Here is an 18,052-nt window from a genome sequence, read left to right on the forward strand (position 1 = left end):
GGACTATATGGCCGCCGGCATGGTTGCGTGCCGCTGGCAGAAACGAAAAAACCGCCCGGAGGGCGGTTTTTCAGGGAAGAGACGGGTCTTACAGACCGGACATCTTCTTGATCGCTTCGCGCAGTTCGTCGTCCGAGCAATCAGCGCAGGTGCCTTTCGGCGGCATGGCGTTGATGCCGGAGATGGCCTTGGCCAGGATGCCGTCGAGACCACCCTGGTGGTCGGCACGCTCTTTCCAGGCAGCGGTGTCGCCAATTTTCGGCGCATTCAGCACACCGGTGGCGTGACAGGCATTGCAATGCTTGGCGATGATATCGTCAGCGGTACGTGCACCACCACCGGCGGATGCGGCGACGGTTTCGACGCCCTTGCACTCTTCGCCCATGATGCACACGTCGCCTACAGGCTTGAGACGCTCGGCGATGGCTTCATCAGTCGTGGCCTGAGCAGTCACTGCCCACAGGGCCAATACGGCAGCCGGTACTGCCAGCATTTTCTTCATCAGATTCACGGTACACCCTCTTCGTGGCTAGTCACGCCCGCGGCCACGGTTTCGCGAGCGGGCGACAGTATAACGGCAAGCGGGCCTGGCCGAAACAACCCATATTGTCGCAGGGTTATTGATCAGAAGTTCGCTGGCGTGGTGGCACTGATCAAACGCGCCGGTACATCGAACGGATTGCGGAAGCGATGCGGCTTGCTGCTTTCGAAGTAATAGCTGTCGCCCGGCTCGAGGATGAACACCTCGTTGCCAACGGTCAGCTCCAGCTTGCCCTCGACCAGCATGCCAGCCTCTTCGCCTTCGTGGGCGTACATTTCGTCACCGGTGTCGGTGCCGGCCGGGTAGGTTTCGTCGAGGAAGGAAATGGCGCGACTCGGGTGGGCCTTGCCAATCAGCTTCATGGTGATGGCGCCACTGCAGATATCGGTCAGTTCGGCGGCACGATAGACCACCTGGGTCTGGTTCTCCTGCTCCATGTCGAGCGAGAAGAATTCCACCAGCGACATGGGAATGCCGCCGAGCACCTTTTTCAGCGAACTGATCGAGGGGCTGACGCTGTTCTTCTCGATCATGGAAATGGTGCTGTTGGTGACGCCCGCCCGCTTGGCGAGTTCACGCTGGGATAGGCCTTTGAGCTTACGAATCGATTGCAGTCGAACGCCGACGTCCAATGCTGGAATCCCCCTTGGGACAAGAGACAAGAAAGTGTCCGTATCATGGCATAGCGTTCGGAATTTACAACACTTGCGTTCACCCTTCGCTTACACCCTTCCACAGAACCCGCCAGAAGGCCCCGAGCTAGAGCCATGCAAGGCGCGATGCCCCACGGGAGCAACAGCCGAAGGCTGGCCCGAAGGGAGGGCGCCGGCGAATCACATAGGAGAGGATCGGTCGGAGTCGCGCTCGACTGTACGAACTGTACATGAGCAATGCACCGGGCTGGCGAACCAGCCTTTTTTAAACGCAGCAGGACCGACGCGCAGCAGTCTTTTAACGGGTTTCAGCCCCCGAGATAGAGCAACGGCACTCGCCGCAGATTGCAGAAAATCTGGTAGGGAATGCTGCCCGCAGCCATGGCCACGTCGCTGGCCAGCACCTGCTTGCCCCATAGTTCGACACGGCTGCCGAGGCCGGCCTGCGGCAGATCGGTCAGGTCCACGGTCAGCATGTCCATCGACACGCGGCCGATCAGCCGGGTCAATTGACCGTCCACCGTCACCGGCGTACCGGTCGGCGCATGCCGCGGATAGCCGTCGGCATAGCCCATGGCGACGACGCCGACGCGGGTCGGCCGCTCGGCCACGAAGCGCGCGCCATACCCCACCGGCTCGCCGGCCGGCAGTTCACGCACGCTGATGACCTTAGATTCCAGGGTCATTACCGGCTGCAAGCGCGCGGCCTGCTGCTGGGCCTGCTCGAACGGCGTGGCGCCGTACAGCATGATGCCGGGGCGCACCCAGTCACTGGGCACCTGGGGCCAGCCGAGCACGGCCGGCGAGTTGCGCAGGCTGACCTCGGCGCTGAGACCGTCGCGAGCCTGCTGGAACACCGCCAGTTGCTCGGCTGTACGCTCGCACTCGGGCTCGTCGGCACGGGCGAAGTGGCTCATCAGCACGATCTTGCCGACCTTGCCGCTGGCCAGCAGGCGACGATAGGCGGCCTGGTAGTCGGCCGGATGCAGACCGACACGGTGCATGCCGCTGTCGAGTTTGAGCCAGACGGTCAGCGGCCTGCTCAGTTGGGCCTGCTCGATGGCCTCGATCTGCCACTGCGCATGAATCACGCACCACAGATCATGCTGGTCGATCAGCGCCAGCTCGTCTGCTTCGAAGAAGCCTTCGAGCAACAGGATCGGCGCGACAATCCCTGCCTCGCGCAGCACCAGCGCTTCTTCGATGCAGGCCACAGCAAAGCCGTCAGCCTCGGCTTCGAGTGCCTGCGCACAGCGCACCGAGCCATGCCCGTATGCATCGGCCTTGACCACGGCGAGGGCACGGGCACCGCTCAGTTCACGGGCCAGGCGGTAGTTATGACGCAGGGCATCGAGGTCGATCAGGGCACGGGCAGGACGCATGTTCGTTTATCTCTCAATCATTCGCTGAGGCGACGGTTTTTCGTAGCCCGAATGAAATCCGAAGCCATACCGACAAGTCGCCATTCAAAAAAAACCCGGCGGGGGAGCCGGGTGAAAAGCCAACACAAAAAAATTCCGGGAGAATTTTTTGACGTCGCTTGCGACGGCCCGGAGGGTTGCCGCCATGGATGGCAGGCAACAAAAAGCTGTGACCACCTCAGACGGCAGCCACCACACACATTTCCACCAGCACTTCGGGCTTGTACATCTTCGCTTCGACGCAGGCGCGGGCCGGCGCATTGCCGTCGGCGACCCAGGCGTCGTACTCGGCGTTGAGCCCGTCGTAGTCGGCCATGTCCTTGAGGAAGATGGTCAGCGAGAGGATCTTGCTCTTGTCGCTGCCGCCCTCGGCCAGCATCTTGTCGATGTTGGCCAGGGTCTGGCGGGTCTGCTCGCGGATGTCACCGGCGAAGTCGTCAGCCAACTGGCCGGCGAGGTAAATCGTGCCGTTGTGGATCACCACTTCGCTGTAGCGTTTGGCCACATGCAGGCGCTGAATCGACATAAGGGTAAAGCTCCTTGAGTTGCGAAAGCGCGAAGGCTATCAGGTGCGCAGCGGCTGCGGTGCACCCTGCACTTCACGCGCCTTGCGCGAGTAACGCGAGATATCCAGACCATCAGCGCTGATCTGCGGACGCTTGTTGGCCATCAGGTCGGCGAGCAGACGACCGGAGCCGCACGCCATGGTCCAGCCCAAGGTGCCGTGACCGGTGTTGAGGAACAGGTTACGGAAGGCGGTGCCGCCCACGATCGGCGTGCCATCAGGCGTGGCCGGACGCAGACCGGTCCAGAAATCGGCGTGCTGCAGATCACCGCCTTGCGGGTAGAGATCGGCGGTGATCATCTCCAGGGTTTCGCGACGACGCGGATTGAGCGACAGGTCGAAACCAGCGATCTCGGCCATGCCACCGACACGGATGCGGCCATCGAAACGGGTGATGGCGACTTTGTAAGTCTCGTCGAGAATGGTCGAGGTCGGCGCCATGTCAGGGTTGGTGATCGGTACGGTGAGCGAATAGCCCTTGAGCGGGTAGACCGGCGCACGCACACCCAGCGGCTTGAGCAGCTGCGGACTGTAGCTACCGAGGGCGAGCACGTAGCGGTCAGCGGTTTCCAGTTTGCCGTCGATCCACACGCCATTGATGCGGTCGCCTACGGCGTCCAGGCGCTGGATGTTCTGACCGAAACGGAACTCGACGCCCAGTGCCTTGGCCATGTCCGCCAGCCTGGTGGTGAACATCTGGCAGTCGCCGGTCTGGTCGTTGGGCAGGCGCAGGGCACCGGCCAGCTTGTGCTTGACGCCAGCCAGGGCCGGCTCGACGCGGGCGATGCCGTCGCGGTCGAGCAGTTCGAACGGCACGCCAGAGGCTTCCAGCACGGCGATGTCCTTGGCGGCAGCGTCGACCTGAGCCTGGGTACGGAACAGCTGAGTGGTGCCGAGCTGGCGGCCTTCATAGACGATGCCGGTTTCGGCGCGCAACTCGTCGAGGCAATCGCGGCTGTACTCGGACAGACGCACCATGCGCTCCTTGTTGATCGCATAGCGGCTGGCAGTGCAGTTGCGCAGCATCTGCGCCATCCACAGGTACTGGTCGATGTCACCGGTGGCCTTGATCGCCAGCGGTGCGTGCTTCTGCAGCAGCCACTTGATGGCTTTCAGCGGCACGCCCGGCGCGGCCCAGGGCGAGGCATATCCGGGAGAAACCTGGCCAGCGTTGGCGAAGCTGGTTTCCAGCGCCGGGCCATTCTGACGGTCGACAACCACCACCTCGAAGCCCTGACGAGCGAGGTAGTAAGCACTGGCGGTACCAATCACACCGCTGCCGAGAACCAGAACACGCATGTTTTTCTCCCCGCCGCGCCCAGAGCGCGTGCGTTACAGGCCATTGTTGTAGATGGGCGCAGTATAGGAAGAGCCGTGCAGTGCTTTTCACCATATACACAGCTATATTTGGCGAGAATTCTTGGCAAAAAGTCGTTTTACAGAGGCGGATTCCCCATGAGAACCCAGCATCAAAGCCGTCGGGAACTGGACAAGATCGACCGCAACATCCTGCGCATCCTGCAGGAGGACGGGCGCATCAGCTTCACCGAGCTGGGCGAGCGCGTGGGGCTGTCGACCACGCCCTGTACCGAGCGCGTACGCCGCCTGGAACGCGAAGGCATCATCATGGGCTACCACGCCCGCCTCAACCCGCAGCACCTCAAGGCCAACCTGCTGGTGTTCGTCGAAATCAGCCTGGACTACAAGTCCGGCGACACCTTCGAGGAATTCCGCCGTGCGGTGCTCAAGCTGCCGCACGTGCTGGAATGCCACCTGGTCTCCGGCGACTTCGACTACCTGGTGAAGGCGCGCATCAACGAGATGGCCAGCTACCGCAAGCTGCTCGGCGACATCCTGCTCAAGCTGCCGCACGTGCGTGAGTCGAAGAGCTATATCGTCATGGAAGAGGTGAAGGAGAGCCTGGCGCTGCCGGTGCCGGAGTGATCCTGCGGACGCGGGCTCTGCCACTCGTGCCAGAGAGACGGTGAGAGAAGGGCCAAGCGGGACTCAACCCAAGACCATGTAGATCGCCACCGCCACCATCAAACCACCGAAAACAAGGCCCTGTATTCGCAGGGAGTGGTCTGATGTGAATCGCCCGAGAATCACCCGCCCGCCATATATCCAGGGAAAATGGCAAACGATCCCTACCAGCAGGAAAGCTCCGGTCAGCACTGCCACCTGTGGAACCAACGCCCGGTCCGGCCGAAGGAACTGGGCAAACATGACTGCCACCATCGAGTGGATCTTGACGTTCAGCAACACGGCAACGATGCCGCTGACCAGCCCCATGCGCTCCACGCTCTGGGCCTTCTTGCCAGGTGCAGCAGAGCGGAAGAAACCCCAGGCCAGATACAGTACATAGGCCGCCCCCGCCCACAGCATCACCGTATGACTTTGCGGGTATTGCAGTAGCAGTGCCCCAAAACCGAGCCCGTACAGCAGACATAGCAGAACATTGCCGACTTCAAACCCCAGCCAGAACGGGACTGTGCCTCCCACCCCAAAGCGTGCCCCGGACAACGCCAGCACCGTGTTGCCAGGCCCCGGACTGATCACCATCGGCACCGCATACCCCAGAAAAACCGCGACAAGCTCCGGCGACATCACAACCTCCCATTTCCTAATCGATTTCAGGGAGTTAACCGGCGTTTGCAGCGGCGGGGAAATGATCTAATCTCGGGCATTGGATAAATACAGCTAATGGAAGAGGCTCATGCGCCGTCTGCCGCCGCTGGGGGCCGTACGCGCATTCGAAGCTGCCGCCCGCCATCTGCACTTCACCCGCGCCGCCGACGAACTGGCGGTGACGCAAGCCGCCATCAGCCATCAGGTACGCCTGCTGGAAGAGTGGCTGGGACAACCACTGTTCGAGCGCCGTGGCCGGATGCTGGCCTTGACGCCCATCGGGGCCGCCTACCTCGCTGACCTGACCCCGGCGCTGGAACGTATCGCTGCCGCCAGCGCCATTGCTCGCCGCCCGGCCAATGGCCCAGTGCGGATGACCGTTCTGCCGTCGCTTGCCGCACGCTGGCTGGTGCCGCACCTTCCCGCCTTTCAGGCAGCCCACCCGGAGATTGACCTGCAATTGACCACCACAGCCGACCTGTGGGATGGCAGGGATACTCGCTTCGATCTTGGCCTGCGATCCGGCCCCGGGGGTTGGCCCGGTCTGAATAGCGCCCTGCTGGCCACCGAAACGTTGACCCCGCTTTGTAGTCCAGCCCTACGCAAGGCCCTGCCAGCTTCCTGCACGCCACCAGATCTGCTGAGGCACCGCCTGCTGCATGACACCCCGAAAGGGAACTGGGGCCGATGGTTCAGTGCCGCCGGATACCCGGATCTGCCAGTACCCGCAGGACTGAACCTGTCCGATTCCGCCATCACTCTGCAGGCCGCCGTCGATGGACAGGGCATTGCACTGGGGCGGCTGTTTCTGGCCGCAGCCGACTTGCGCGCCGGTCGTCTGGTGATGCCCTGCCCGGAACAGCGGATCGCCAACGACTATGCCTACTGGCTGGTCTGGCCACCGCGCCTTGACGCCAACCCGGCCATCACCGCCGTGAGGGACTGGATACGTTCGACTGCACAGACAGAAAACACAGAGACAGAACAGGCTTGAAACAGCGGGTAGCTGGCGCATTAGCGGACCAGCGCAGCCCCCTCCCCGGCAGGGTGAGGCTCATGCCGTCTCCTACACCAGCCTCTGCCGCGTCGTGGCGATCAGGCGATGCACCTGACGCTCGACTGCCGGCTCGATGGGCTGCTCCGGGCCACGCCCATGTGGGCAAGGCAGGTTCGGCGTGGTACCGAACAGGCGGCAGATCAGCGGACGCTGGTCATACACCTCGCAGCCGTTCGGCCCCAGGTGCACGCAGTTGTATTCGGCCAGCGCCGCGTCATGTTCGGCGTCACTCTTGACCGGCAGGCGCGCCAGTTCCTCGGACGATGCCGTGACCGGCCCGCAGCAGTCGTGGCAGCCTGGCACACAATCGAAACGCGGGATCTGGCGGCGCAGGTGGTCGATCTTGCGGTCGGTGCAGCTCATGCTCGGACGCCTTGAAATGAAGGGGGCAGTTTACAGCGCCCGTAGACCAGACGTAGCCCGGATGCAATCCAGGAACCACTGCGCACCACCTGGACGACCCTGCACCACCTGCGGAACATACCGCTTTTTTCCGCTGACCTCTTGGCGCCGGACGGATCACGCGCTTATGCTGCGTTGAATTTTCCACACAACAAAATCAGGATTTCGCACATGAACGCCCGCGTTCACCAGCCCGTCCACAGCCCCCAGCATGCCGCTTCCTATTACGCCGCCAGCGTCAACCGCCAGCAGGCCTACCCGCCCCTGGGCGGTGAGCTGCAGGTGGACGTGTGCATCGTCGGTGGCGGATTCAGCGGCCTCAACACTGCGATCGAGCTGGCCCAGAAAGGCCTGTCGGTAGCGCTGCTGGAGGCGCGCAAGATCGGCTGGGGCGCCAGCGGCCGTAATGGTGGACAGCTAATTCGCGGCGTTGGCCATGATGTCGAACAGTTCGAGTCGGTGGTCGGCAGGGACGGCGTGCGTCAGTTCAAGCTGATGGGCCTTGAGGCGGTGGAGATTGTGCGTAACCGCGTCGAACAGTTCCAGATCGACTGCGACCTGACCTGGGGCTATTGCGACCTGGCCAACAAACCGGCACACATGGAGGGCTTCGCCGAAGACAAGGCCGAGCTGGAAAGCCTCGGCTATCGTCACGAACTGCGCATGGTGCCGAAGGAGAGCATCCATGAGGTGGTTGGTTCGGACAACTATCACGGCGCCATGATCGACATGGGCTCGGGCCACCTGCACCCGCTCAACCTGGCGCTCGGCGAAGCCGCTGCCGCTCAGTCGCTCGGTGTGCAGCTGTTCGAAGACTCGCCGGTGACGCGCATTGACTATGGCAGCGAGGTGCGCGTGCACACCGCCAATGGCCAGGTGCGCGCCAAGTACCTGGTGCTGGCCTGCAATGCCTACATCAACGGCCTCAACCCGACCCTGAGCGGCAAGGTGCTACCGGCCGGCAGCTACATCATCGCCACCGAACAGCTCTCTGAAGAGCAGGCGCGCCAGCTGATCCCGCAGAACATGGCGCTGTGCGACCAGCGCGTGACCGTCGACTACTACCGACTCTCCGCCGACCGTCGCCTGCTGTTCGGCGGTGCCTGCCACTATTCGGGACGTGATCCGGCCGATATCGCTGGCTACATGAAGCCGAAGATGCTCAAGGTGTTCCCCCAACTGGCCGACGTGCGCATCGACTATCAGTGGGGCGGAATGATCGGCATCGGCGCCAACCGCCTGCCGCAGATCGGCCGACTCAAGGACCAGCCCAATGTCTTCCATGCCCAGGCCTACGCCGGCCACGGCGTCAACGCCACGCACCTGGCCGGCAAGCTGATCGCCGAGGCCATCGCCGGCCAGGAAAGCCGCGGCTTCGACCTGTTCGCCCAGGTGCCACACATGACCTTTCCCGGCGGCAAGCACCTGCGCTCGCCGCTGCTGGCCATGGGCATGGCCTGGCACCGGCTGAAAGAGCTGCTGTAGGGTTCGCGGCTGAAGCCGCTCCTACGACAGCGGAGGCGCCGAGATCGCATCCGGGCTATAGCTTCCAGAACGGCAGATTCGCCTCGCGCTCGGCCTGGGCGCGGCTGAGGCCGATATCGCGCAATTGCTGGTCATTGAGCTTGAGCAACATGCGGCGGGTGTTCAGGCGCCGCCAGAAGGCCGGCCAGTCGCTGCCGAAATAGCGAACCTCGCCCTCGTGCGTCGCAATCCGTACGGCCTCACCCAGTGCTACGAAATCTGTATTGCTGAACCCGGTCATGGCTGTTCTCCCGCTGTCTTCTGTCATGGGAGATCAGAATGCCGTCAGACGAAAAGCCATGACAGATTCAAAAAACTCTTATTAACTCCATACAGATTCCGTACATTTTCCCCTGAATGGGAATTTTCGCACTGATCTGTACTGGTCTCAGTTAATACCCCCTGGGCGAACCGGACGACTGCCATGACGCTCTATCTGAATCTGGCCGAGCTGCTCGGCACCCGCATCGAGCAGGGGCTTTACCGCCCCGGCGACCGCCTGCCATCGGTTCGCAGCCTGAGCCAGGAGCATGGCGTCAGCCTTAGCACCGTGCAGCAGGCCTACCGTCATCTGGAGGACATGGGCCTGGCCTCGCCGCGGCCGAAGTCCGGCTACTTCGTACCGCTGGGGCGACAAATGCCCGCGCTGCCGCAGATCAGCCGCGCGGCGCAGAGGCCAGTGGAAGTTTCGCAGTGGGATCACGTGCTGGAGCTGATCAGCAGCTCACCGCAGCAAGACATGCTGCAGCTGGGCCGCGGTCGCCCGGACATCAGCGGCCCGACGCTGAAACCGCTGCTACGCAACCTGTCGCGCCAGGCGCGTCGCCAGGACCCGGACGTGCTCACCTACGGCGGCATTCGCGGTGACGCTCGCCTGCGCGAACAGATCGCCCGACTGATGCTCGACTCCGGCTGCCAGCTGGAGGCCGAAGATCTGGTGGTCACCACAGGTTGCCACGAGGCGCTGTCGGCGGCGGTGCGCGCCATCTGCCAGCCCGGCGACATCGTCGCAGTCGACTCGCCGAGCTTCCACGGCGTGATGCAGGCGCTCAAGGGTTTCGGCATGAAGGCGCTGGAACTGCCCACCGACCCGCTCACCGGAATCAACCTCGACGCTCTGGAAATGGCCCTGGAGCAATGGCCGATCAAGGCCATCCAGCTCACGCCGAACTGCAACAACCCGCTCGGCTACATCATGCCCGACGCCAACAAGCGTGCGCTGGTGGCTCTGGCGCAGCGCTTCGACGTGGCCATCATCGAGGACGACGTCTACGCCGACCTCGCCTACAGCTACCCACGCCCGCGCAGCATCAAGTCCTTCGATGAGGACGGCCGCGTGCTGTTCTGCAGCTCTTTTTCCAAGACCCTGGCACCGGGTCTGCGCGTCGGCTGGATCGCTCCCGGGCGCTATCTGGAGCAGGTGGTACACATGAAGTACCTGGGCACCGGCAGCACCGCGCAGCTACCGCAGCTGGCCCTGGCCGAGTTTCTCAAAGACGGGCACTACGAACCGCATCTGCGGCGCATGCGTGCGCAGTACCTGCGCAGCCGCGACCTGATGGTGGATTGGGTCAGCCGTTATTTCCCGGCCGGCACCCGGGTCAGTCGCCCGCAGGGCAGCTTCATGCTGTGGGTGGAGATGCCCCAGGGCTTCGACAGCCAGAAGCTCAACCGCGCCCTGCTGCCGCACAAGATCCAGATCGCGCCGGGTAGCATCTTCTCGGCGGCGGGCAAGTACCGTAACTGCATCCGCCTCAACTACGCCGAACCGCCGAGCGATGTGATCGAGGCGGCGGTGAAACAGGTCGGTGCGACCATCGCCGAGTTGATCGAAGAAGCCGACCTGCAGCACACGCAGGATCTCGGGCAGTGGCGCTGAACCGGTTCAGGAACGCGCCACTTCCATCTCGCTGAAGGCTCCGCGCTTGCTCGCCAGGATGATGAACACGAAGGCGCCAGTAGCCATCATCAGCGGCAGCGCATGGCCGCTCAGCCACTGACTGACGGCGCCTGTGGTGAGTGGCCCGATCAGACAGCCCAGGCCCCACAGCTGGGCGACATGGGCATTGGCGCGCACCAGCTCGTCGTCGCGGTAACGCTCACCGATCATGATCAGTGACAGAGTGAACAGACCGCCCGCGCTGGCACCGAAGGCCACCAGCACCGGCCAGATCACCGGCGTATGCAACAGCGGCGCAATCGCCAGGCTGGACACCAGCAGCACGATGCCGCAGCCGCGGAACAGCAACTGCCGCGACATGCGGTCAGCCAGCCAGCCGATGGGCAGCTGCAGCACCGCATCGCCCACAACCACCACGCTGACCATGAACAGCGCCACCTCCTGGGTGAAGCCCTGGCGCAGACCGTAGATCGGCAACAGGGTCAGCATCATCGCTTCGAAGGCTGCGAACAACATCACCGCCCAGGCAATCGCTGGCAGCTTGCGGCAGAACACCAGCAGGCCACGCCCGGAAGCGCTGTGCGCATCCACCTTGGGTGCGCCGGTGCGCCCGAGCAAAATCAGTGAACCGCCGATCAGCAGGCAAACGCCCGTCCAGAAGCCAGCATCGGTGGCCGTGCCAAGCGCCGTCAACAGCAACGGGCCGCTGAGCTGACTGAGGGCATAGCCGGTGCCGTAAAGCGCCACCAGACGACCACGCCACTTCTCCACCGCCAGTTGGTTGATCCAGCTTTCGCCGAGGATGAACACCACGGTCAGGGCCACGCCAATGAACAGGCGCAGGCCGACCCAGACAGCATAGTTCTGCACCAGTGCCAGCCCCGCCACCGACACCGCGCCCAGCAGCAGACATAGCTGCATCAACACCGTGGTACCGAAACGCGCCGCCAGTCGGCCAGCCAGCGAAGCGCCGAGCAGCACGCCGACGGCCGGAGTCGCCGCCATCACGCCGATGGCGAAGGCGTCGTAGCCCCAGCTTTCCAGACGCAGCGAAACCAGCGGCATGGTCACGCCAAGTGCCAGCCCGATGCTGATGACCGCCGAACAGACGGCGAAATAGGTGCCCCAACGCATTGCCAGACTCCTTTATGTCGTGGCCCTGAAACAGAAAGCCATGCTCCGATCCTGTGTTGCCTACGCTGCTCGACCTAAAGCAAGACGCAGGGTGCGCTGTGCGCACCAGGGTTCACCACCTGCGTCGGCACCAGATGAACGAGGCTGGTGCGCGCGGCGCACCCTATGAACCGGGCCATCACACGCTCGATGGCGGCAACTGGATCCCAGGGGGTATCGATCCGTCAGCAAACAAAACGGCCGGACTTCCCCAAGGAAACCCGGCCGCAGGTGTGGCTCGCAGGGAGCCGGCCCCGAAGGGCGGACCTTCAGGCGGCCAACGGCCGCCCGCGATACAGCGTTACAGCTTGATCCAGGTGGACTTCAGCTCGGTGTACTTATCGAACGCGTGCAGCGACTTGTCGCGACCGTTACCGGACTGCTTGAAGCCACCGAACGGTGCCGTCATGTCGCCACCATCGTACTGGTTGATCCACACGCTGCCGGCGCGCAATGCCTTGCCGACCAGGTGAGCGCGCGACAGGTTGCTGGTCCATACCGCTGCGGCCAGCCCATAGACGGTGTCGTTGGCGATGGCGATGGCTTCGTCCTGATCGTCGAAACCGATCACCGACAGCACCGGGCCGAAGATCTCTTCCTTGGCGATGCGCATGGCGTTGTTGACGCCGTCGAAGATGGTCGGCTCGACATAGGTGCCGCCGGTTTCTTCCATCACCCGCTTGCCGCCGGCCACCAGCTTGGCGCCGTCGTCATGGCCGGCCTGGATGTAGCTCAGCACGTTATTCATCTGCGTGGTATCGACCAGCGCGCCGACATTGGTCGCCGGGTCCAGCGGGTTGCCCGGTTTCCAGGCCTTGATGGCCTCGACCACCATGGGCACGAAAGTATCCTTGATGGAATTCTCCACCAGCAGGCGCGAACCGGCGGTGCAGACTTCGCCCTGGTTGAAGGCAATGGCGCTGGCAGCCGCATCGGCAGCGGCCTGCAGGTCCGGCGCGTCAGCGAAGACGATGTTCGGGCTCTTGCCGCCGGCCTCCAGCCAGACGCGCTTCATGTTCGACTCGCCAGCGTAGATCATCAGTTGCTTGGCGATCTTGGTCGAGCCGGTGAACACCAGGGTGTCGACGTCCATATGCAGGGCCAGGGCCTTGCCCACGGTGTGGCCGAAACCTGGCAGCACGTTGAACACGCCCGCCGGAATGCCGGCCTCGATGGCCAGTTGGGCGATGCGGATACCGGTCAGCGGCGACTTCTCGGACGGTTTGAGGATGATCGAGTTACCGGTGGACAGCGCCGGGCCAAGCTTCCAGCAGGTCATCAGCAGCGGGAAGTTCCACGGCACGATGGCGGCGACCACGCCGACCGGCTCGCGGGTGACCAGGCCCAGCTCGTCATGGGCAGTGGCCGCGACTTCGTCGTAGATCTTGTCGATGGCCTCGCCGCTCCAGCGGATGGCATTGGCGGCGCTACCAACGTCGATGCTCAGCGAGTCACTGATCGGCTTGCCCATGTCGAGGGTTTCCAGCAGTGCCAGCTCTTGGCCATGCTCTTCGATCAGCTCGGCGAAACGGATCATCACCTTCTTGCGCTTGGCCGGGGCCATACGTGACCACACGCCGGATTCGAAGGTGGCGCGGGCATCCTTGACCGCCACGTCAGCGTCAGCCTGGTCACAGCTGGCCACCATGCCGAGCAGGCGGCCATCGACCGGGCTGATGCATTCGAAGGTGGCACCAGACTCGGCGGCGCAGTACTCACCATGCACGAATGCGCGAGTTTCGATGGTCAGGGTCTTGGCACGCTGTTCCCAGTCGGCACGAGTCAGGCTAGTCATTCCGGCATCCTCTCAATGGGTGGAAGCGGCGTCCGCGAGGGCGCGCACTGTCAATAATTCTGCAAGGCCAGATCGCTGGCCAAATCCTGTTCGCCACACTAAACCAGAGGGCTGTGGCTTTTCAATATTTTTGACAAAGGCCGGCAAAAGCCCTTGTCATGTTCGTTTTTTTAAACATAGACTGCTGCCACGACTTTCCCGCGAAGGCCTTGCTGGTCGCGCGGTTGCCGCCACCGACACAACGGAACAGCCAGATGAACATCGAGCAGATCGTCGACTTCGCCCAGGCCGGCACGGCCGCCGAGCACTATCGCTCCGCACCGGAAAAAGTGCTCAAGGGCGACCCCGAGCAGAGCGTGCGCAACCACTACAGCAGCCCCTGCGGCCAATTCAGCACCGGCATCTGGGAAGGCGCCGTGGGCCAGTGGACGGTGAGCTACACCGAGCACGAGTACTGCGAGATTCTCCAGGGCGTTTCCGTGCTACGTGATGCCGATGGCAACTCCAAGACCGTACGCGCCGGCGACCGCTTCGTGATTCCCGCCGGTTTTTCCGGCACCTGGGAAGTGCTCGAAGCCTGCCGCAAGGTCTACGTGATCTTCGAACCCAAGTAACTACCTGACCGGAGAGCGCCTGTCAGGTTCCCGCCACACCGAATCCTGTTGTTGCTTGTCACCCTTCGGCCCGCCTGGTGCGGGCCTTTTTCTGTCCGCTGCACGGCGCGCACCTTGAAACGTCCAGGCAAAAAAGACCCGCACGCAGGCGGGTCTTGATCACGGCGGACACGCACCAGGCGTGCCCTGATCCTGGGCTCAGGCCAGTTCGTCGAAGCACTCGGCGACGATGGCGATACCTTTTTCCAGTTGCGCGTCAGGGATGGTGACGGGCATCAGGAAGCGGATGACGTTGTAGTAGGTACCGCACGACAACAGGATCAGGCCTTTCTCGCGCGCCCTGGCGACGATCTTGCCGACCAGTTCGGCCGCCGGCTTGCTGTGATCACCGCCCTCGAACAGCTCGATGGCGACCATCGAACCCAGGCCGCGCACGTCACCGATCACCTTGTGCTTCTCGGCGATGGTCTTCAGGCCCACCTTGAGCTTCTCGCCCACGGCGTTGGAACGCTCCAGCAGCTTCTCTTCATCGAACACCTTGAGCACGGCCAGGGCCGCAGCGCAGGCGATCGGGCTGCCGGCGTAGGTGCCGCCCAGGCCACCGGGGGCGATGGTGTCCATGATCTCGGCCTTGCCGCACACGCCGGAGATCGGGAAGCCGCCGCCAACGGACTTGGCGAAGGTGGTCAGGTCTGGCACCACACCCAGTTGCTCGGTGGCGAAGAAGGTGCCGGTACGGCCCGCGCCGGTCTGCACTTCGTCAGCGATCAGGAGGATGCCGTGCTGATCGCACAGGGCGCGCAGACGCTGCATGAAGGCCGGCGAGTTGACGTAGAAACCACCCTCGCCCTGCACCGGCTCGATGATGATGGCGGCGATGTCCTGCGGCTGCGCGTCGTTCTTGAAGATGCGCTCGATGCTGGCGATGGACTCGTCCTCGCTCACACCATGCAGCGGGCACGGCGCCTGGGCGCGGTACACACCAGCAGGCATCAGACCCATGCCAGCGGAGTACGGCACGACCTTGCCGGTCAGCGACAGGGTCATCATGGTGCGGCCGTGGTAGGCGCCGGTGAAGGCGATCACGCCAGCGCGGCCGGTGGCGGCACGGGCGATCTTCACGGCGTTCTCCACGGCTTCGGAGCCGGAGGTCACCAGCAGGGTCTTCTTGGCGAAGTTGCCCGGCACGCGCTTGGCGATCTCTTCGCAGAGCTCGATGTAGGGCTCGTACGCCAGCACCTGAAAGCAGGTGTGGGTCAGCTTGGTCAGTTGCTCCTGAACGGCAGCGATCACCTTCGGGTGCAGGTGGCCGGTGTTCAGCACGGCGATGCCACCAGCGAAGTCGATGTACTCGCGGCCCTCGACGTCCCACACGGTGGCGTTCTCGGCGCGCTCGGCGACGATCGGGTGGATCTGGCCGACGCCGCGCGGTACGGCGGCCTGGCGGCGTTGCAGCAGGGATTCGTTGGTCTTGCTCATGGTGTCCTCATGGTCGTCCCCCGACGGGAAGTCGGTTCAGCATGCGATGATCGACTGAACCGAGCCGCGAGGGACTCAATAGGGTTACGACTTACAACCGGGGCGCCGCACGCTCTTTCGCACCTTGCCCCGTCTTGGAAATCCGAAGACTTCCGAATCAGATTCCGCCCAGGCACATGTACTTGATCTCGAGGTAGTCCTCGATCCCGTACTTGGAGCCCTCGCGGCCGAGGCCGGAAGCCTTCACACCGCCGAACGGCGCGACTTCGTTGGAGATCAGGCCAGTATTGATACCCACCATGCCGTACTCCAGCGCCTCGGCCACGCGGAACACGCGGCCCAGGTCACGGGCGTAGAAGTAGGACGCCAGGCCGAACTCGGTGTCGTTGGCCATGGCGATCACCTCGGCCTCGTCCTTGAAGCGGAACAGCGGCGCCAGCGGGCCGAAGGTCTCTTCCTTGGCCACGGCGGCGGTTTTCGGCACGTCGAGCAGAATGGTCGGTTCGAAGAAGGTGCCACCCAGGGCATGCGGCTTGCCGCCCAGGGCCAGCTTGGCGCCTTTGCCCACAGCGTCCTCGATGTGCTCCTGGACCTTGGCCACGGCCTTCTCGTCGATCAGCGGGCCGGTGGTGGTGCCGTCCTCCAGACCGTTGCCGATCTTCAGCTTGCCCACGGCGGCGATCAGCTTTTCGGCGAAGGCATCGTAGACGCCGTCCTGCACATAGATGCGGTTGGCGCAAACGCAGGTCTGACCGTTGTTGCGGTACTTGGAGATCAGCGCGCCTTCAACGGCGGCGTCCAGGTCGGCGTCATCGAACACGATGAACGGCGCGTTGCCGCCCAGCTCCAGCGACACCTTCTTGATGTCCTGGGCGCATTCGGCCATCAGCTGACGACCGATCTCGGTCGAGCCGGTGAAGCTCAGCTTGCGCACGACAGGGTTGCTGGTCAGCTCGCCACCCACCTCGCCGGCGCTGCCGGTGACCACACTCAGCACGCCTTTCGGGATGCCGGCACGCTCGGCCAATTCGACCAGGGCGAGAGCGGAGAACGGGGTCTGCGAGGCCGGCTTGATCACCATGGTGCAACCGGCGGCCAGTGCCGGGCCGGCCTTGCGAGTGATCATCGCGGCGGGGAAGTTCCACGGGGTGATGGCTGCGGTGACGCCGATCGGCTGCTTGATCACGATCAGACGCTTGTCCGGCTGGTGGCCCGGGATCACGTCACCGTAGACGCGCTTGGCTTCTTCGGCGAACCACTCGATGAAGGACGCAGCATAGGCAATCTCGCCCTTGGCTTCGGCCAGCGGCTTGCCCTGCTCCAGGGTCATCAGGCGACCGAGGTCGTCCTGGTTTTCCATCAGCAACTCGAACCAGCGGCGCAGCTTGTTCGCGCGCTCCTTGGCGGTCAGCGCACGCCAGGCCGGCAGCGCCTTCTCGGCAGCCTCCACGGCGCGACGAGTCTCGGCGCGGCCCATCTTCGGTACATGGCCGATGATCTCGCCAGTGGCCGGGTTGTTCACGGCAATGGTCTGACCGCTATCGGCATCCAACCACTGGCCATCGATATAAGCCTGTTGGCGCAGCAGCTGGGGGTCTTTCAGTTGCATGGCAGTCTCCTTCAGTTCCGACACCCGAGCGTCGGCGTAAGTCGTTGGAGTCACGGGCAGAGCCCGCAGGCCGAAATTGAGCCGAGCGGGGCCTGGTAATGGATTCAGAGCCGTTGAACGTGCGAGGGTTCAGAATGACCGAACACGCCGTTTGAAATCTCAAACGAATCCTAGGATCGGCAGGGGTAAAGGGCAATAGGCGGCCAGTCAAAATCCGCAAAATAATGGCAGAAACTTCTGAAATGCAGGTTCTGGCGGCCCGAAAGTGTAAAGTCCGTTCTGAATAACGCACACTCATGCAGAATGGACGCTAACCGCCGAGATGCGTATGATTGCGCCCCGCAACGCATCCGTAGCTCAGCTGGATAGAGTACTGCCCTCCGAAGGCAGTGATCATCGAGTTGAGAAGGGTGCAGGCTAGTGGTCAAATAGTTCGCCGCAATACATACGCACCTGTAGCTCAGCTGGATAGAGTATTGCCCTCCGAAGGCAAGGGTCGTGGGTTCGAATCCCGCCAGGTGCGCCATATCCTCTTGATTCAATGGCCTTTTTTCTAAGGCTTCGCCGCTTCCGCTCCTGAACCGGCGCCCTCCAGCAAAATTCCCTTGATGCCAGCCCTCAGGCTGCGATGAGCACTGCCCTCAGTGTCATCTAGCGGCGGCTTTTCAGGCTGTGCCAATTCTGTGCCCAA

Annotated in this window: 18 protein-coding genes and 1 tRNA gene; 6 read left to right on the forward strand and 13 right to left on the reverse strand. The window is 63.3% G+C overall.

Features of this window, described 5'->3' with window-relative positions; all coding sequences use genetic code 11:
* Positions 1 to 88 precede the first annotated feature (88 nt).
* From H3221_RS20275 to dadA, 5 genes are all read right to left on the reverse strand, one after another.
* On the reverse strand, positions 89 to 511 hold the full coding sequence (locus H3221_RS20275) for a c-type cytochrome (RefSeq protein ID WP_196475118.1): 423 nt from the start codon (positions 509 to 511) through the stop codon (positions 89 to 91).
* A gap of 113 nt (positions 512 to 624) precedes the next feature.
* Entirely contained in the window at positions 625 to 1,173 is a 549-nt protein-coding gene (locus tag H3221_RS20280; protein ID WP_004423167.1) for a cupin domain-containing protein, read from the reverse strand.
* A gap of 329 nt (positions 1,174 to 1,502) precedes the next feature.
* Positions 1,503 to 2,576, reverse strand: coding sequence for an alanine racemase (alr, locus tag H3221_RS20285; protein WP_196475117.1), 1,074 nt, complete (start codon positions 2,574 to 2,576; stop codon positions 1,503 to 1,505).
* Positions 2,577 to 2,793: 217 nt separating this feature from the next.
* Positions 2,794 to 3,141 carry a RidA family protein gene (locus H3221_RS20290; RefSeq protein WP_074915290.1) on the reverse strand — a complete coding sequence of 116 codons (348 nt, stop codon included), beginning with the start codon at positions 3,139 to 3,141 and terminating at the stop codon, positions 2,794 to 2,796.
* Between the two features lie 39 nt (positions 3,142 to 3,180).
* Positions 3,181 to 4,479, reverse strand: coding sequence for a D-amino acid dehydrogenase (gene dadA / locus H3221_RS20295; RefSeq protein ID WP_196475116.1), 1,299 nt, complete (start codon positions 4,477 to 4,479; stop codon positions 3,181 to 3,183).
* 156 nt (positions 4,480 to 4,635) lie between these two features.
* On the opposite strand from dadA, the gene dadR reads away from it, so the two are divergent.
* Positions 4,636 to 5,124, forward strand: coding sequence for a transcriptional regulator DadR (gene dadR, locus H3221_RS20300; protein ID WP_013713454.1), 489 nt, complete (start codon positions 4,636 to 4,638; stop codon positions 5,122 to 5,124).
* Positions 5,125 to 5,187: 63 nt separating this feature from the next.
* Here dadR and H3221_RS20305 read toward each other — a convergent pair whose 3' ends face one another.
* Positions 5,188 to 5,787, reverse strand: coding sequence for a LysE family translocator (locus H3221_RS20305; RefSeq protein WP_196475115.1), 600 nt, complete (start codon positions 5,785 to 5,787; stop codon positions 5,188 to 5,190).
* A 109-nt stretch (positions 5,788 to 5,896) separates the two neighbouring features.
* Between H3221_RS20305 and gcvA the strand changes: the two genes are divergently transcribed.
* Positions 5,897 to 6,802: a transcriptional regulator GcvA gene (gcvA, locus tag H3221_RS20310; protein ID WP_196475114.1), complete on the forward strand. Its 906-nt coding sequence runs from the start codon at positions 5,897 to 5,899 to the stop codon at positions 6,800 to 6,802.
* Between the two features lie 72 nt (positions 6,803 to 6,874).
* Here the strand turns inward: gcvA and H3221_RS20315 are convergent, their stop codons facing one another.
* On the reverse strand, positions 6,875 to 7,228 hold the full coding sequence (locus tag H3221_RS20315) for a YkgJ family cysteine cluster protein (RefSeq protein ID WP_074677774.1): 354 nt from the start codon (positions 7,226 to 7,228) through the stop codon (positions 6,875 to 6,877).
* Positions 7,229 to 7,438: 210 nt separating this feature from the next.
* Here H3221_RS20315 and H3221_RS20320 point away from each other — a divergent pair, with 210 nt between their 5' ends.
* Entirely contained in the window at positions 7,439 to 8,752 is a 1,314-nt protein-coding gene (locus tag H3221_RS20320; protein WP_196475113.1) for an NAD(P)/FAD-dependent oxidoreductase, read from the forward strand.
* A gap of 55 nt (positions 8,753 to 8,807) precedes the next feature.
* Here H3221_RS20320 and H3221_RS20325 read toward each other — a convergent pair whose 3' ends face one another.
* Positions 8,808 to 9,032, reverse strand: a complete 225-nt coding sequence (locus H3221_RS20325) for a DUF1127 domain-containing protein (RefSeq protein ID WP_196475112.1) — start codon at positions 9,030 to 9,032, stop codon at positions 8,808 to 8,810.
* 183 nt (positions 9,033 to 9,215) lie between these two features.
* Between H3221_RS20325 and H3221_RS20330 the strand changes: the two genes are divergently transcribed.
* Positions 9,216 to 10,670: an aminotransferase-like domain-containing protein gene (locus H3221_RS20330; RefSeq protein WP_196475111.1), complete on the forward strand. Its 1,455-nt coding sequence runs from the start codon at positions 9,216 to 9,218 to the stop codon at positions 10,668 to 10,670.
* Positions 10,671 to 10,676: 6 nt separating this feature from the next.
* On the opposite strand, the gene H3221_RS20335 is transcribed toward H3221_RS20330, so the two are convergent.
* The 3 genes from H3221_RS20335 to H3221_RS20345 form a co-directional block, all read right to left on the reverse strand.
* Positions 10,677 to 11,825 carry an MFS transporter gene (locus H3221_RS20335; RefSeq protein ID WP_196475110.1) on the reverse strand — a complete coding sequence of 383 codons (1,149 nt, stop codon included), beginning with the start codon at positions 11,823 to 11,825 and terminating at the stop codon, positions 10,677 to 10,679.
* Positions 11,826 to 12,165: 340 nt separating this feature from the next.
* Complete coding sequence (locus tag H3221_RS20340) at positions 12,166 to 13,659, reverse strand: aldehyde dehydrogenase (protein ID WP_196475109.1); 1,494 nt, start codon at positions 13,657 to 13,659, stop codon at positions 12,166 to 12,168.
* 121 nt (positions 13,660 to 13,780) lie between these two features.
* Positions 13,781 to 13,921, reverse strand: coding sequence for a hypothetical protein (locus H3221_RS20345; protein WP_196475108.1), 141 nt, complete (start codon positions 13,919 to 13,921; stop codon positions 13,781 to 13,783).
* Between H3221_RS20345 and H3221_RS20350 the strand changes: the two genes are divergently transcribed.
* Positions 13,914 to 14,273, forward strand: a complete 360-nt coding sequence (locus H3221_RS20350) for a cupin domain-containing protein (RefSeq protein WP_196475107.1) — start codon at positions 13,914 to 13,916, stop codon at positions 14,271 to 14,273. The genes H3221_RS20345 and H3221_RS20350 overlap by 8 nt on opposite strands.
* 198 nt (positions 14,274 to 14,471) lie before the next feature.
* On the opposite strand, the gene gabT is transcribed toward H3221_RS20350, so the two are convergent.
* Complete coding sequence (gene gabT, locus H3221_RS20355; protein WP_196475106.1) at positions 14,472 to 15,752, reverse strand: 4-aminobutyrate--2-oxoglutarate transaminase; 1,281 nt, start codon at positions 15,750 to 15,752, stop codon at positions 14,472 to 14,474.
* Between the two features lie 157 nt (positions 15,753 to 15,909).
* Entirely contained in the window at positions 15,910 to 17,361 is a 1,452-nt protein-coding gene (gene gabD / locus H3221_RS20360; RefSeq protein WP_196475105.1) for an NADP-dependent succinate-semialdehyde dehydrogenase, read from the reverse strand.
* Positions 17,362 to 17,810: 449 nt separating this feature from the next.
* Here gabD and H3221_RS20365 point away from each other — a divergent pair.
* Positions 17,811 to 17,887: transfer RNA gene (locus H3221_RS20365), tRNA-Arg, on the forward strand.
* The last annotated feature ends 165 nt before the right edge of the window (positions 17,888 to 18,052 follow it).

The organism is Pseudomonas chaetocerotis, from assembly GCF_015712105.2.
GTDB lineage: Bacteria > Pseudomonadota > Gammaproteobacteria > Pseudomonadales > Pseudomonadaceae > Aquipseudomonas > Aquipseudomonas chaetocerotis.

Bases quoted from the DNA above. Each gene is read 5' to 3' on its own strand.
- H3221_RS20330 (WP_196475111.1), top strand. From the start codon at position 9,216: ATGACGCTCTATCTGAATCTGGCCGAGCTGCTCGGCACCCGCATCGAG.
- H3221_RS20320 (WP_196475113.1), top strand. From the start codon at position 7,439: ATGAACGCCCGCGTTCACCAGCCCGTCCACAGCCCCCAGCATGCCGCT.
- H3221_RS20290 (WP_074915290.1), bottom strand. From the start codon at position 3,141: ATGTCGATTCAGCGCCTGCATGTGGCCAAACGCTACAGCGAAGTGGTG.
- dadA (WP_196475116.1), bottom strand. From the start codon at position 4,479: ATGCGTGTTCTGGTTCTCGGCAGCGGTGTGATTGGTACCGCCAGTGCT.
- H3221_RS20305 (WP_196475115.1), bottom strand. From the start codon at position 5,787: ATGTCGCCGGAGCTTGTCGCGGTTTTTCTGGGGTATGCGGTGCCGATG.
- gcvA (WP_196475114.1), top strand. From the start codon at position 5,897: ATGCGCCGTCTGCCGCCGCTGGGGGCCGTACGCGCATTCGAAGCTGCC.
- H3221_RS20350 (WP_196475107.1), top strand. From the start codon at position 13,914: ATGAACATCGAGCAGATCGTCGACTTCGCCCAGGCCGGCACGGCCGCC.
- H3221_RS20340 (WP_196475109.1), bottom strand. From the start codon at position 13,659: ATGACTAGCCTGACTCGTGCCGACTGGGAACAGCGTGCCAAGACCCTG.
- H3221_RS20345 (WP_196475108.1), bottom strand. From the start codon at position 13,921: ATGTTCATCTGGCTGTTCCGTTGTGTCGGTGGCGGCAACCGCGCGACC.
- alr (WP_196475117.1), bottom strand. From the start codon at position 2,576: ATGCGTCCTGCCCGTGCCCTGATCGACCTCGATGCCCTGCGTCATAAC.
- dadR (WP_013713454.1), top strand. From the start codon at position 4,636: ATGAGAACCCAGCATCAAAGCCGTCGGGAACTGGACAAGATCGACCGC.
- gabD (WP_196475105.1), bottom strand. From the start codon at position 17,361: ATGCAACTGAAAGACCCCCAGCTGCTGCGCCAACAGGCTTATATCGAT.
- H3221_RS20315 (WP_074677774.1), bottom strand. From the start codon at position 7,228: ATGAGCTGCACCGACCGCAAGATCGACCACCTGCGCCGCCAGATCCCG.
- H3221_RS20335 (WP_196475110.1), bottom strand. From the start codon at position 11,825: ATGCGTTGGGGCACCTATTTCGCCGTCTGTTCGGCGGTCATCAGCATC.
- H3221_RS20325 (WP_196475112.1), bottom strand. From the start codon at position 9,032: ATGACCGGGTTCAGCAATACAGATTTCGTAGCACTGGGTGAGGCCGTA.
- gabT (WP_196475106.1), bottom strand. From the start codon at position 15,752: ATGAGCAAGACCAACGAATCCCTGCTGCAACGCCGCCAGGCCGCCGTA.